Annotated in this window: 16 protein-coding genes; 15 read left to right on the top strand and 1 reads right to left on the bottom strand. The window is 37.0% G+C overall.

Annotated features, from left to right (window positions below; genetic code table 11):
* Nucleotides 1-50: 50 nt before the first annotated feature.
* The 8 genes from epsC (at nucleotide 51) to AC4BD1_RS11760 (ending at nucleotide 5,300) form a co-directional block, all read left to right on the top strand.
* A complete protein-coding gene (gene epsC / locus AC4BD1_RS11795; RefSeq protein WP_206898077.1) occupies nucleotides 51-587 on the top strand; it encodes a serine O-acetyltransferase EpsC in 537 nt (178 codons plus the stop codon).
* Nucleotides 584-1,996: a cysteine--tRNA ligase gene (gene cysS / locus AC4BD1_RS11790; protein ID WP_490485643.1), complete on the top strand. Its 1,413-nt coding sequence runs from the start codon at nucleotides 584-586 to the stop codon at nucleotides 1,994-1,996. The genes epsC and cysS overlap by 4 nt, the downstream gene beginning before the upstream one ends.
* A complete protein-coding gene (locus AC4BD1_RS11785; RefSeq protein ID WP_206910738.1) occupies nucleotides 1,993-2,388 on the top strand; it encodes a Mini-ribonuclease 3 in 396 nt (131 codons plus the stop codon). Before cysS ends, AC4BD1_RS11785 begins: the two co-directional genes overlap by 4 nt.
* Complete coding sequence (rlmB, locus tag AC4BD1_RS11780; RefSeq protein ID WP_490485642.1) at nucleotides 2,381-3,238, top strand: 23S rRNA (guanosine(2251)-2'-O)-methyltransferase RlmB; 858 nt, start codon at nucleotides 2,381-2,383, stop codon at nucleotides 3,236-3,238. The genes AC4BD1_RS11785 and rlmB overlap by 8 nt, the downstream gene beginning before the upstream one ends.
* 4 nt (nucleotides 3,239-3,242) lie before the next feature.
* The gene (locus tag AC4BD1_RS11775) at nucleotides 3,243-3,773 is read left to right on the top strand and encodes an NYN domain-containing protein (RefSeq protein WP_067484601.1); all 531 of its coding nucleotides are present in this window, start codon (nucleotides 3,243-3,245) and stop codon (nucleotides 3,771-3,773) included.
* A 75-nt stretch (nucleotides 3,774-3,848) separates the two neighbouring features.
* Nucleotides 3,849-4,430 carry a sigma-70 family RNA polymerase sigma factor gene (locus tag AC4BD1_RS11770; protein ID WP_206910747.1) on the top strand — a complete coding sequence of 194 codons (582 nt, stop codon included), beginning with the start codon at nucleotides 3,849-3,851 and terminating at the stop codon, nucleotides 4,428-4,430.
* 105 nt (nucleotides 4,431-4,535) lie between these two features.
* Entirely contained in the window at nucleotides 4,536-4,781 is a 246-nt protein-coding gene (locus AC4BD1_RS11765; RefSeq protein ID WP_067484607.1) for a Veg family protein, read from the top strand.
* Between the two features lie 87 nt (nucleotides 4,782-4,868).
* Nucleotides 4,869-5,300 (top strand): GNAT family N-acetyltransferase, encoded by a 432-nt coding sequence (locus AC4BD1_RS11760; protein WP_206910750.1) that lies wholly within the window; start codon nucleotides 4,869-4,871, stop codon nucleotides 5,298-5,300.
* A gap of 40 nt (nucleotides 5,301-5,340) precedes the next feature.
* Here the strand turns inward: AC4BD1_RS11760 and mscL are convergent, their stop codons facing one another.
* A complete protein-coding gene (gene mscL / locus AC4BD1_RS11755) occupies nucleotides 5,341-5,805 on the bottom strand; it encodes a large conductance mechanosensitive channel protein MscL (protein WP_490466631.1) in 465 nt (154 codons plus the stop codon).
* A gap of 149 nt (nucleotides 5,806-5,954) precedes the next feature.
* Here mscL and yfmF point away from each other — a divergent pair, with 149 nt between their 5' ends.
* From yfmF to recA, 7 genes are all read left to right on the top strand, one after another.
* Complete coding sequence (yfmF, locus tag AC4BD1_RS11750) at nucleotides 5,955-7,223, top strand: EF-P 5-aminopentanol modification-associated protein YfmF (protein ID WP_490485641.1); 1,269 nt, start codon at nucleotides 5,955-5,957, stop codon at nucleotides 7,221-7,223.
* Nucleotides 7,216-8,508: an EF-P 5-aminopentanol modification-associated protein YfmH gene (gene yfmH / locus AC4BD1_RS11745; RefSeq protein ID WP_490466630.1), complete on the top strand. Its 1,293-nt coding sequence runs from the start codon at nucleotides 7,216-7,218 to the stop codon at nucleotides 8,506-8,508. Before yfmF ends, yfmH begins: the two co-directional genes overlap by 8 nt.
* A gap of 1 nt (nucleotide 8,509) precedes the next feature.
* A complete protein-coding gene (ymfI, locus tag AC4BD1_RS11740) occupies nucleotides 8,510-9,235 on the top strand; it encodes an elongation factor P 5-aminopentanone reductase (protein WP_206910758.1) in 726 nt (241 codons plus the stop codon).
* 22 nt (nucleotides 9,236-9,257) lie between these two features.
* Nucleotides 9,258-10,142, top strand: a complete 885-nt coding sequence (locus AC4BD1_RS11735; RefSeq protein ID WP_490466629.1) for a helix-turn-helix domain-containing protein — start codon at nucleotides 9,258-9,260, stop codon at nucleotides 10,140-10,142.
* 154 nt (nucleotides 10,143-10,296) lie between these two features.
* Nucleotides 10,297-10,875: a CDP-diacylglycerol--glycerol-3-phosphate 3-phosphatidyltransferase gene (pgsA, locus tag AC4BD1_RS11730; protein ID WP_206910762.1), complete on the top strand. Its 579-nt coding sequence runs from the start codon at nucleotides 10,297-10,299 to the stop codon at nucleotides 10,873-10,875.
* A 95-nt stretch (nucleotides 10,876-10,970) separates the two neighbouring features.
* Nucleotides 10,971-12,215 (top strand): competence/damage-inducible protein A, encoded by a 1,245-nt coding sequence (locus AC4BD1_RS11725; RefSeq protein WP_490485640.1) that lies wholly within the window; start codon nucleotides 10,971-10,973, stop codon nucleotides 12,213-12,215.
* A gap of 104 nt (nucleotides 12,216-12,319) precedes the next feature.
* On the top strand, nucleotides 12,320-13,366 hold the full coding sequence (recA, locus tag AC4BD1_RS11720; protein ID WP_490485639.1) for a recombinase RecA: 1,047 nt from the start codon (nucleotides 12,320-12,322) through the stop codon (nucleotides 13,364-13,366).
* The last annotated feature ends 115 nt before the right edge of the window (nucleotides 13,367-13,481 follow it).

The raw sequence follows: 13,481 nt of genomic DNA, 5'->3' as shown, positions 1-13,481 counted from the left end.
TGTTTATAGTTTTGATTACATAAATATGTTATAGAAAGGAGTGAAAGTGAGTGAATTGGTTTACGCGAATAATTACTGCTACCAAAAAAAATGATCCTGCTGTCCGTTCGACTTTAGAGATCGTTCTAACATATCCAGGATTTCATGCGTTACTTTGGCATCGTCTTTCACATTTCTTATATCAACACCGTTTGTATTTGTTGGCTAAAATCATTGCCCAATTTTGGCGCTTTCTGACTGGAATTGAAATTCACCCTGGCGCCCAAATCGGTAAAGGTGTTTTTATTGATCATGGAATGGGCGTAGTAATCGGGGAAACGGCGGAAATTGAAGATGATGTGGTCTTATTCCATGGAGTGACTTTAGGTGGCACAGGCAAACAAACAGGCAAACGACATCCTACAGTTAAACAAGGCGCGTTGCTTTCTGCAAATGTACAAATTTTAGGCCCAGTGACAATTGGTCGATATGCAAAAATAGGGGCAGGAGCCGTGGTACTTAATGACATACCAGATGATGCTACAGCAGTTGGTATTCCGGCAAAAGTTGTTCGGATTAAAGGTGAAAAGATAAGGAGAACAGAATGATAAAAATATATAATACACTTACTCGAGAGAAAGAAATATTTGTGCCTATTAAAGAAGGTCAGGTTGGAATGTATGTTTGTGGTCCAACAGTTTATAATTACATCCATATTGGAAATGCACGCAGTACCATTGCATTTGATACAATTCGTCGTTATTTCGAATACCGTGGTTATCAAGTAAAGTATGTTTCGAACTTTACAGATGTAGATGATAAGATCATCCGTGCGGCAAAAGACTTAGGAATCACAGCACCAGAAGTTGCAAATCGTTTTATTCAAGCATTTGAGGAAGATACTAAAGCGTTAAACGTGGAACCAGCAACCTTGCATCCGCGAGTAATGGATCACATGCCAGATATTTTATCGTTTATCCAAGTATTGATTGAAAAAGGTTATGCGTACGAAGCACAAGGTGATGTTTATTATCGCACACGTCGCTTTAAAGATTACGGCCAATTAAGCGATCAGTCAATTGATGAACTTGAAATTGGTGCTAGTCAGCGAACAGGTGATGAACAACAGTTGAAAGAAGATCCTTTAGATTTCGCTTTATGGAAAAATGCCAAGCCTGGAGAAATTTCTTGGGAGTCACCATGGGGGAATGGTCGGCCAGGTTGGCATATTGAATGCTCTGTTATGGCTACAAAACATTTGGGGGAAACGATTGATATTCATGGCGGTGGACAAGACTTAGAGTTCCCTCATCATGAGAATGAAATTGCCCAAAGTGAGGCTAAAACAGGACAAAAATTCGCAAATTATTGGATGCATAATGGTTATGTAACGATTGGTGAAGAAGATCAAAAAATGAGTAAGTCTCTTGGTAATTTCATCACTGTTCATGAAATGATCCAAAAAGTGGATCCACAAGTTCTACGTTTTTTCATGGCAACGACGCAATATCGCCGACCAATTCGTTATAGTGAGGCAACAATAAAAGAAGCTGCAACCAATCTGCAACGTTTAAAAAATACGTATGATAACGTTCAATTCCGTAAAGACAGCGCTGCTAGTTCGTCAGCAGATGATAGTAACAAAATGGCAGAATTAACTGAGTTGAAAGCAAGATTTGTTCAAGAAATGGATGATGATTTCAATGCAGCAAATGGAATCACAGTTGTTTATGAACTTGCAAAATGGTTAAACACTTATTTGGAACAAGTACAAGTTTCCCTACCAGTTTTAGAGCAAGGTATAACTTTATATACACAATGGTTAGCAATCTTTGGGATTTTCTTTACCTCAAAAGAGTTATTAGATGAAGACATCGAACAACTGATTGAGGAAAGAAACCAAGCACGCCAAACAAAAAATTTCGCACGTAGCGATGAAATTCGGGACTTATTTAAAGAAAAAGGGATTATCTTGGAAGACACTCCCCAAGGAACCCGTTGGAGAAGAGAAGTATGAGAGATTACACGCAGTTAAATGGTTTAGCTCTTGCATATGTTGGTGATGCCATTTATGAGATTTATATTCGAGACTACTTAATTGATCAAGGTCAAACAAAGCCTAATAAATTACATCATACAGCGACAAATTATGTATCTGCTAAAGCACAAGCTTACTTGATTCAAAAGATGCTAGAAGAAAATATTTTAACAGACACAGAAGATATTTATTATCGTCGTGGTAGAAATGCAAAGAGTCATACAGGTGCTAAAAATGCAGACATCACGACTTACCGAATTGCTACAGGTTTTGAAGCGTTGATGGGGTATTTACATCTAACAAAGCAAACTGAACGAATGGAAGAATTGATTGACTGGTGTATTCAGAAAATAGGTGAAAAAAATGGATAGAAAAAATAATTTTAAAAATAAAAAAAGACAGAGCAATGACTGGAAGAAACAATCAACAAAACCTCAAAAAAGAACAAAAGAAGAATCAAGGCATACGCAAGAAAAAGACGAGTCACTTGAAGATAATTTTGTCTTTGGCCATCATGCTGCTGTGGAAGCACTACAACAAGGACGAGGAAACAAGTTGTTTCTTCAAGAAGATGCTCATGGAGAAAAGATAGATGAATTAAAAATAATTGCTCGTGACCAAGCAGTACCCGTAAAATGGGTTCCTAAACAAAAATTGGATACGCTAAGTGATCGTGGTGTGCACCAAGGCGTAGTTTTAGCTATCACACCTTATGAATATTTGTCGTTAGAACAATTGCTTGACCAAACAAAAGCAAAAAAAGAAAATCCTTTCTTTTTAATTTTAGATAGTCTAGAAGATCCACATAATTTTGGCTCTATTTTGCGAACAGCCGATGCAAGCGGCGTGGATGGTGTTATTATTCCTAAACATCGTGCAGTTGGTATCACACCAATCGTTACCAAAACGTCTACTGGAGCAGTTGAATATGTTCCGGTAGCAAGAGTAACTAATCTGATTCAAGCTGCTCAACAACTAAAAGAAGCTGGGTTTTGGATTTTTGGAACAGATATGTCTGGGAAAAATTTTCAGAATTGGAATGCAAAAGGTTCAATCGCATTAGTAATTGGTAATGAAGGACGTGGCATGAGTCAAGGATTGAAAAAGGAAATGGATGAGCTATTGACGATCCCGATGGTAGGGCATGTTCAAAGCTTGAATGCAAGTGTTGCAGCCGGTCTACTGATGTATCAGGCATTTTCCCAACGACAGGGGGAGTAAGCTGATGAAAAAGCAGTTATTGATTGTCGATGGCTACAATATGATTGGTTCTTGGCCAGAACTTGTTTTGTTAAAAAAACAAGATAAAATGGCTGATGCACGTGAAGCTTTGCTCCATCGTTTGTCTAATTATGCAAAGTTTGAAGGAATTGAAGTAATCGTGGTTTTTGATGCGCAACTGGTCCCAGGAATCCAACAAAACTATAAAAAATATCAGTTAGAAGTTGTATTCACCAAAGAAGATGAAACAGCGGATAGTTATATTGAGCGAGTAGCAGGCACATTGAATGATCGATTGACACAAGTGACAGTGGCTACAAGTGATTTGGCGGAACAGTGGGTAGTATTTTCACAAGGCGCCTTACGAACTTCTGCGTATGAATTGTATAAAACAATCAAGAAGACAGAAGAAACAATAGCTCAAGAAAATATAAATATGCGTTTTATTGATTTTCGACGTAATTCTCCTTGGAATGATGAACAATTGCATAAATTGTCTAAAAAGCTAGACGATTTAATGAAAAAGGACAGATAACCTTGTTATCAGATTAAATAACGTAATTTTTGATGCTAATATTCCTCCATAATAGAGATTATGGAGGATTTATTTATGCCTGAGGAGTTATTACATGCTGCACGAGATGGTGATGAAGAAGCATTTTCTACCCTTTATCAGAAATATTATCCACTTTTATTACGTTTGAAAAATAGTTATTATGTGCGGAATTTTATGAACGAAGATTGGGAACAAGAAGCACGTGTCGCGTTATATCAAGCTTTAAAAACCTATGAAAACAACAAAGGAGTTAGCTTTGGTAGTTATTACAAAAGTGTTATTACTAATCAAATCTATTCGTTATTAAGAAAACAAAACGCATTAAAACGTAGAGATCAAAAAGACGAGGTTTCTATGGAACAAAAAATTGAATCTGAGGGACCAGATTTTTTAGCGGAAGTGACAACTCAAGAACCTGTAGCAGTCCAACAGCTACTGTTGAACGAAGCAATTGAAACATGTGAAATCCATTTTTCAAAAAGAGAAGCACAGATTTTTCATCATTATATGCAAGGAAGTGATTTTTCGTACATAGCTAAAGATCTATCAATGGATATTCAGCAGGTAATGAGTGGTTACAACCGTGTAAAACAGAAAATTAAGAAGCATTTGAAAGGGTACAGCGAAGAATACTAGTTAACATTTCTGCGTCAACTATTTTTTTATTGCATTTCCTTTTTTTATATGGTAGACTTGAAAAGTTTTGCATTATCTGTTATAATGGGTAATGAGGTGAACTGTATGCCAACAACTTTAGCTACAATCAAGAAAGATTTAGAAGGTCGTATCGGCAGCCAAATCATGTTGGTTGCTCAGACAGGAAGAAAGCGTCAAACAGAACGCCGCGGCGTTTTAACAGAAACCTATCCTTCAGTCTTTGTCGTTGACTTAGATCCTGAAGAAAACTCTTTTGAGCGAGTTTCTTACAGCTATTCTGATGTATTAACTCGTACAGTAGAGATTGAATTTTTGACAGAAGCAGTTTAAAAGCAGACGGGCCCTTGTATGGTTCGTTTGCTTTTTTATTTTTTAACAAGTAATCTATAAAAAGATAAATTGTTAGGAGGCTACTGAATGAATTACCAAGTGAAAGCATTTGATGAATTAACAACAAAAGAATTTTATCTGCTAATAAAAGAGAGAATTGCCGTTTTTGTGGTTGAACAAAAGTGTCCATATCAAGAAGTTGACGAAATTGATCCAGAGGCGCTGCATACGTTTTTGACAGATGACCAGGGAAACATAGTTGCTTATACACGAATCTACAAACAAGAAGATGCCGTACATTTTGGACGAGTTTTGGTAGCTAAAGGACATCGTAAATCAGGATTAGGAAAGGAAATCGTTCAAAAGACTTTGGAAGTTATTGAACAAAAGTATCCAACTGCGTCAATTATTATTGGTGCTCAAGATTATCTACGTTCATTTTACGAATCATTTGGTTTTCAAGCGATTTCAGATGTTTATTTGGAAGATGATATTCCTCACATTGATATGAAAAAATAAAAAAAGTTGAAACAACAAATTTTTGTTGTTTCAACTTTTTTTATTTTGTATTTGATTCGTCTTCTATTTTTGCTTGAAGTGTTGAACGACCATTATCTTCAGCTACCTGTTGTGCCAATAAATCGCGGATATCACTTAAGTATTGTTCAGCTGTTGGTTCATCAAGAACTTCTTCATCTTCTTTTTTACGTAAATCTTTTGCCTTGTTTGCTGCTTTGACCACTAAGAACAAAACAAAACCTGTAATTAAAAATGTAATAATAGCACTAACGACATTACCAAATGAAAAAGTTACGCCTTTGACAGGTGTGACGTCTAACACAGACAGCGCTCCGTCCAAATCGGAAGTACCAGTGATAAGAGCAACTATCCAACCAATTAATGGTGTAATCAATCCTTCTACGATTTGATTAACGATTCCTGTGAACGCACTCCCGATGACAACCCCAACAGCTAGATCGAGCACATCGCCTCGCACAATAAACTCTTTAAATTCTTTAATCATAAAACCCCTACTTTCTTTTTCATTACCTTTAGTATATCTAACAATAAAAAAATATAAAAACAATAAACGCTTTTGTTCGCTAAATGCTTGAATACTAAGCTTCTATGCTATACTAGAATCAACTGTAACGATAAAAGGAGCAACGACTTATGACGAATAAATTGGCAGAAGGCGTGAATTTACATGTCTTACAAACAAAAAAATATAAAACGATTCGAATTTTTACTCGATTCACAACACGTCTTGATCGAGCAGTCATTACGCAGCGATCATTACTGAGCAGTTTATTAGAAACAAATAGCTTAAATTATCCAGACCAGACACAACTTAGCGCAAAGTTAGCTGAATTATATGGTGCAAGTTTTGGCTGGAGTGTAAGCAAAAAAGGAAATTTACATTGGCTGAACGCAGGCATCAGTTTTGTTAATGGTGATTATGTGAATGACTCAAAAATTCTGCTCCAAGTTGTTGACTTTTTGAAAGAGGTTATCTTTGCGCCAAACATTGTAGATGGGCAGTTCGATAATCAAACGTTTGATTTAGAAAAAAACAATTTGAAAACTTATTTAGAAAGTTTAGATGAAGACAAACAGACATTAGCATCATTAGCACTGCAACGGCTCTATTTTGAGCAAGCAGATGCTCAAAGAATCCCTAGTTTTGGAACCGTAAGAGACCTAAAAGAAATTACGGCAGAGTCACTTGCTACGTATTACAAGAAAGTCTTGGCAGAAGATCAAGTCGATATTTTTGTCATTGGAGATGTGAACGAGAAGGAAGTCATCAAAGCAATTCAAACTTTGCCATTTACTGATCGCGAATTTACACATCCAGAAATATTTTATGCGCAACCACAATCAAATGTAATCAAAGAACGCCAAATGCACGAACCTGTTGTACAAGCAAAGTTAAACTTAGCCTATCAAACAAATGTTTACTACAACCAGCCTGAGCGTTTTTCACTGATGGTGTTCAATGGCTTATTTGGTGGTTTTCCACATTCAAAATTATTTATGAATGTGCGCGAAAAAGAAAGCTTGGCTTATTATGCTTCTAGCAGTGTAGACACGTTCCGCGGATTTATGACTGTTCAAACAGGAATTGATGGGAAAAATCGCGAAAAGGTTTTAAATTTGATTCATAAACAATTAGAAAGCTTACGAAATGGTGAAATCACTGACCTCGATTTATCTCAAACAAAAGCAATGTTGAAAAATCAATACTTGCTATCACTTGATGCACCACAAGCTGCAATCGAATCGACTTATTTAGACAACTGGCTGCCGGAAACTAAATTAACAGATGACGAGTGGTTAGCTCGACTAGAAAGTATCACAATCAAAGATGTTCAAAAAATTGCAGATCAAGTGGAGCTTCAAGCAATTTTCTTTTTAGATGGAGGAAGCATGAATGAATAAAACCGAGTATTCACAAATTAATGAAACGCTTTATCATGAAGTGCTACCAAATGGATTGACCGTTTACTTATTACCCAAAAATGAGTACCACAAGACCTATGGCTTATTTAGCACGAATTATGGCTCAATCGATAATGAATTTATTCCTTATGGAGCGAATGAAAAGACAAAGGTACCGGATGGAATTGCACATTTCTTAGAACACAAGTTATTTGAAAAAGAAGACGGAGATGTTTTCCAATTGTTTGGGCAACAAGGCGCTTCTGCGAATGCCTTTACTAGCTTTACCAAAACAAGTTATTTATTTTCAACGACAGATCAAGTAGAAAAAAACTTGTTGACATTACTAGACTTTGTGCAGGCGCCATATTTTACTGAGGAGACAGTCAACAAAGAAAAAGGAATCATTGGACAAGAAATCCAAATGTATGAAGATGATCCTAACTGGCGTCTATTTTTTGGTATTTTGAATAACTTATATCCAAAACATCCTTTACACATCGATATTGCAGGGACGGTTGATAGTATTGATAAAATCACGGCAGATGATTTGTATACTTGCTATCACACATTTTATCAACCAAGTAATATGGTCTTGTTTTTAGTAGGGAATTTGGATCCAGAGAAAATAATGGAAGTTATCAGAGAAAATCAAATGAGCAAAGAATTTCCACCAGTGAAAGAAATCAAGCGATATTTTCCTGAAAATAACGATGAAATTATTGAAGAAAGTCATCTAAGAGCGGCTGTAACACGTAAAAAATTCGTTTTGGGGATTAAAGGTGTTGACGAGTTACCAGCAGATGGCTATCAATTGATGCGCTATAAAACAGCATTGAATCTCTTATTCCAATTATTGTTGGGAAACACGTCTCAAAACTATTTGAAACTTTACAATGAAGGAATCATTGATGATAGTTTTGGTTTTGAATTTAGTCTAGATCGTGAATTTCATTTTGCTGATTTTAGTGGTGATACGGACGAACCAAAACGTGCTGCGCAACAAGTGCGGAAAATCGTTCTTGGATTTGAGAAGGATCCAGAAGTAAATGAAAAAAATCTTGAATTATTGAAGAAAAAAATGCTAGGTAAATACTTCCAATCACTTAATTCCATTGAGTATATTGCTAATCAATTTACGCAAAGCCTTTATGGTGAGTACACTTTATTTGATTTACCAGAAGTGATTGAATCCATTCGATTAGCTGATGTATTAGCAGTTGGTTCAGCTTTCTTAGCAGCTGAGACGTTTAGTGAATTTTATATGGAACCACAAGGTGAGTAAGATGCCAACAGCGTTAGTTATGGGAGCTAGTGGGGACATTGGTGAAGCAATCTGTCGTCAGTTGGCACAAGAGGGCTGGTCATTGTATTGTCACTATCATCGTAATGAAAAAAAAGTATTAAATTTCGTTTTAGACTTGCAAAAATGTTATCCGCTGCAAGATTTTTTTATGGTATCCTTAGATATGTTAAACATGGAAGAAATACCGAAATTTACACAAGGATTATTTCAAGTTGACAGTGTCATTTTTGCATCAGGATTTACGAAATATGCTTTGTTTAAGGAATATACGGGACCAGATATGGATCAGCTGTGGCAAATTCATGTGAAATCTCCACTATTGCTTTTGCAAAGACTGGAATCAAAACTTGCTCGGTCTGATTATGGCAGAATTGTGTTTATTGGTTCTGTTTATGGGATGCAAGGAAGCAGTATGGAAACAGTTTACAGTGCTGTTAAAGGTGCCCAACAAGCCTTTGTTAAGGCTTATGCAAAAGAAGTGGCAACATTAGGAATAACGGCCAATGTCATAGCGCCAGGAGCTGTCGCAACAGCGATGAATCATGACTGGTCTGAAATAGAATTAACGGAGTTAAAAGAGTCGATCCCGTTAGGAAGACTAGCTCAGCCAAAAGAAATTGCTGCTGCTGTGACATTTTTATTACAAAAAGAGGCGGCCTATATCACCGGAATTACATTACCAATAACGGGTGGTTGGCTAGAATAAAAAGACTGGAGAAGATGAACGAGTGGCTTTTGAAACCATTGGGGAAAAATTACGGCAAGCTCGTCTAAATAAAAAAATATCTTTAGACGAATTACAACAAATTACAAAAATTCAAAAACGTTACCTCGAAGCAATTGATAACGACGAATTCGATCAACTTCCTGGTAAGTTTTATGTACGTGCATTTATTCGCCAGTATGCGCAAGCTGTTGGAGAAGATGGCGATAAACTTGTAGATGTTTTCGATGGAAAAAGAAAATTATCTGATGGCTCAGAAATTAAAAGACCAGAACCGGAAACTGTGAGTGGTTCACGAAAAGCAATGCACCAAGAAGAATTTGCACCAAGTAAATTTTGGACAAGTCTGCCTGTTCTTTTATTAGGATTGGTCGCAGTTGCAATCGTGATTGTGGTTGGCTATATGACGTGGCAAGATCGACAAGCAGCACCAATTATTAGTGAAGCAAGCTCATCAATGACAGTTGATGGCTCAATTGAGGAAACAAAACAATCTTCACATGTAAGTGAGTCATCACCAGTACAATCTTCAACAGTTGAATCAACGACTGAGGAAAAGAAAATGACGATTATTGCTGGTACAGATACAGCAAACGCGATTGATGTGAATGTTACAGATGCAACGGAGCCTTTGACGCTGGAATTCACAGCGAAAGATCGCGTGTGGGTAGGTGTGATGGTAAACGGGGCATATGTTTACCAAGGAACACTTGCAGTTGGTGAATCACAGAGTACACAGCTTGCTGCCAATGTACCTAATGCAGTCGTGACAATCGGTGCAGCAAGTAATGTTGCAATTAAAGCAAATGGTGAAGATGTGCCAGTGAACGCTGGAGAAAATAATTTAAGTCCCAAAAATGTTAACCTTACTGTCCAATATGCAGAATAGTTCAGACAAAAACTGCAATAAAAATCCATTCGATTTTTATTGCAGTTTTTCAATCGTAAAACGAATAATTTTTTTGTAAGTAGAAAAAGTAAGTTATTTCTGTGGAAACTTTAAAGAGACTCACGTAAAATGAACAAGAAAGGAGTGCAATAGTGTGAATTTACCAAATAAATTAACTGTGATAAGAATTTGTATGATCCCAATCTTTATCCTTGTTGTAGGGGTACCCTTGGATTGGGGACAATTAACGGTGGGAACAACAACTGTTGCTGTAACACAAGTAGTCGGAGCAATCATTTTTGCAATTGCAAGTATTACGGACTGGCTTGATGGAAAAATTGCTCGTTCTCAAGGTTTAGTAACAAACTTTGGAAAATTTGCCGATCCTTTAGCAGATAAAATGCTAGTTATGACGGCATTTATTATGCTGGTTGGACAAGATAAGGCACCAGCTTGGGTTGTTGCGATTATTGTTTGTCGAGAATTAGCGGTAACGGGTTTACGCTTATTATTAGTTGAACATGGTGAAGTAATGGCAGCTGCATGGCCTGGAAAAGTGAAAACTGCTACACAAATGGTTGCAATTATTTTGTTGCTGATCAATAATATTCCATTTAATTTGATTGGTCTTCCATTAGATCAAATTATGCTTTATGCATGTTTAGTATTTACTATCTATTCTGGTGTTGATTACTTTGCCAAAAATAGTAGTGTGTTTAAGGGTTCGATGTAATTCCAAAAAAAGCTTGGCGACAATTGTGTCCCAAGCTTTTTTAAATAAAAAATATTTGCGTTACAGCGTATTAATTATTAGGGAGAGGCAAATTTATGAAAGCAGAGATTATTGCAGTAGGAACAGAGCTACTTCTTGGTCAAGTAGTCAACACAAATGCAACTTTTTTGGCTGAGCAGTTAGCAGATCTTGGTATCGAGGTTTATTATCAGACAGTGGTTGGAGACAACAGACAAAGATTAGATGAGTTGTTAGAATTAGCAGAGTCACGGAGCGAGTTGATTATTTTATGTGGTGGATTAGGTCCTACTGAAGATGACTTAACAAAAGAAGTAACAGCTGACCATTTAGGTAAAGAGTTAGTTCAAGATAGAGAGGCTTACCAAAAGTTATTAGAATTTTTTGAAACAACCAAACGTCAAATGACTGTGAATAACTTACAACAGTCGCAAACTATTGAAGGAGGGATTGTGTTACCTAATCGTACGGGGCTAGCTGTCGGGACATTTATCCAAAAAGAATCACATGCTTATATCCTACTCCCTGGACCACCGAATGAACTGAAGCCAATGTTCATTGAGCAAGTGCGCCCATTATTAATTGAAAAATTTCCTTCAAAAGAAAAATTGATTTCACGTGTTCTACGCTTTTATGGAATTGGTGAATCCCAATTAGTGACAGAGTTAGCTGAACTGATTTCCAGCCAAATCAATCCAACAATTGCACCCTATGCGAAACCCAATGAAGTTACCTTACGTTTAACAGTTAAAACAAATGATGTACATGCTGGTAACCAAGCGTTACTTGCACTTGAAGAAAAAATTCAAGAGCGAGTGGGCGAATATTTCTATGGTTATGGGGATGATAATTCTTTGGAGAAAGTTGTAGTTGATTTGCTAAAAGAAAGAGGAAAAACAGTGACTGCGGCTGAAAGTTTGACTGCAGGAGAGTTCCAAGCAACATTAGGAAAAATTTCTGGTGTTTCTGAAGTTTTTCCTGGAGGATTCGTGACCTATTCAGAAGAAACAAAAGCCGATTTTTTAAAAATCGACCCACAATTTTTGAGAAAACATGGGACAGTTAGTCAAGAATGCGCCGAAAAAATGGCGGAGCAAGCAAGAAAGTTAGCGAAGACGGACTATGCAGTTTCGTTCACAGGGGTCGCAGGACCAGAAATGCCAGAAAATCAATCTGTTGGGACAGTTTGGATTGCTGTAGCTTCAGTTAATGATGTAAGTGCAGCTAAGTTTCAATTTACACGCGGACGTGAAGCGATTCGTCGTAGTGCAGTAATGGAAGGATTGAGCATGTTACGTAAGCGGATTTTAAGAAAAAAATAAAATGCGAATATTTGTTCGGTTTTTCTTGCTTTTTAATTCTAAAACCGCTATGATAATTGTATTGAAATGACGTTGTTAATGTGAATATAAGGAGGATTATCGTATTGGCAGATGATCGTAAAGCAGCTTTAGATGCTGCGTTAAAAAAAATCGAAAAAAGTTATGGTAAAGGTTCTATTATGAAGTTGGGCGAGAAAATCGACCAACAAATTTCAACAATTCCAAGTGGTTCACTTGCTTTAGATGTAGCATTAGGAGTAGGCGGTTATCCGCGTGGCAGAATCATTGAAGTTTATGGGCCAGAAAGTTCTGGTAAAACAACTGTTGCACTTCATGCAATTGCCGAAGTACAAAAAAATGGGGGGACAGCTGCTTTTATTGATGCTGAGCATGCATTGGACCCACAATATGCCCAAAAATTAGGCGTCAATATTGATGAATTGCTGTTATCACAGCCAGATACAGGTGAACAAGGATTAGAAATTGCTGATGCATTAGTTTCAAGTGGCGCAGTAGATATCGTTGTTGTCGATTCAGTAGCAGCGTTAGTTCCACGAGCAGAAATTGATGGCGAAATGGGGGACGCTCACGTTGGATTACAAGCTCGTTTGATGTCTCAAGCTTTGCGTAAATTATCAGGTTCAATTAATAAAACAAAAACCATTGCAATTTTTATCAATCAAATTCGTGAAAAAGTAGGCGTAATGTTTGGTAATCCAGAAGTAACACCTGGAGGACGCGCATTGAAGTTCTATGCAACGATTCGTTTAGAAGTACGCCGCGCAGAACAATTGAAGCAAGGGACAGATATTGTCGGAAACCGTACAAAAATCAAAGTAGTTAAAAATAAAGTGGCACCACCATTCAAAGTAGCAGAAGTCGATGTAATGTATGGACTAGGAATTTCACAAGAAGGAGAGCTACTTGATATGGCGGTAGAAAAAGATATCGTTGATAAAAGTGGTGCTTGGTATTCATATAAAGAAGATCGTATTGGTCAAGGACGCGAAAATGCGAAAATCTATATGTCTACACATCCAGAAATGATGAATGAAATTTCTGGCTTAGTGCGCGAAGCTTATGGCATTGGCGATGGCACTGAAACAGAGGAAAAAACGGAGCAGGAAGAATTACCTTTAACAGAAGAATAATTGATTTGATTTTCAAAGGTCGGGACAAGCTGTCTCGGCCTTTTTTGTCGGACATGATGGTTAAAATTTAAAGAATCTCATCAAGAGTAAAAATGGTTAAAAATAAAAGAACGTT

It is taken from the genome of Enterococcus sp. DJ147D b, from assembly GCF_058216655.1.
The sequence above is the reverse complement of the archived record's forward strand: the minus strand, read 5'-3'. Positions and strand labels throughout refer to the sequence as shown.

Coding starts and splice junctions, on each gene's coding strand:
- cysS (WP_490485643.1), top strand. CDS start 584: ATGATAAAAATATATAATACACTTACTCGAGAGAAAGAAATATTTGTG.
- yfmH (WP_490466630.1), top strand. CDS start 7,216: ATGAATAAAACCGAGTATTCACAAATTAATGAAACGCTTTATCATGAA.
- mscL (WP_490466631.1), bottom strand. CDS start 5,805: ATGATTAAAGAATTTAAAGAGTTTATTGTGCGAGGCGATGTGCTCGAT.
- AC4BD1_RS11785 (WP_206910738.1), top strand. CDS start 1,993: ATGAGAGATTACACGCAGTTAAATGGTTTAGCTCTTGCATATGTTGGT.
- AC4BD1_RS11760 (WP_206910750.1), top strand. CDS start 4,869: ATGAATTACCAAGTGAAAGCATTTGATGAATTAACAACAAAAGAATTT.
- AC4BD1_RS11765 (WP_067484607.1), top strand. CDS start 4,536: ATGCCAACAACTTTAGCTACAATCAAGAAAGATTTAGAAGGTCGTATC.
- rlmB (WP_490485642.1), top strand. CDS start 2,381: ATGGATAGAAAAAATAATTTTAAAAATAAAAAAAGACAGAGCAATGAC.
- AC4BD1_RS11725 (WP_490485640.1), top strand. CDS start 10,971: ATGAAAGCAGAGATTATTGCAGTAGGAACAGAGCTACTTCTTGGTCAA.
- AC4BD1_RS11775 (WP_067484601.1), top strand. CDS start 3,243: ATGAAAAAGCAGTTATTGATTGTCGATGGCTACAATATGATTGGTTCT.
- ymfI (WP_206910758.1), top strand. CDS start 8,510: ATGCCAACAGCGTTAGTTATGGGAGCTAGTGGGGACATTGGTGAAGCA.
- yfmF (WP_490485641.1), top strand. CDS start 5,955: ATGACGAATAAATTGGCAGAAGGCGTGAATTTACATGTCTTACAAACA.
- AC4BD1_RS11770 (WP_206910747.1), top strand. CDS start 3,849: ATGCCTGAGGAGTTATTACATGCTGCACGAGATGGTGATGAAGAAGCA.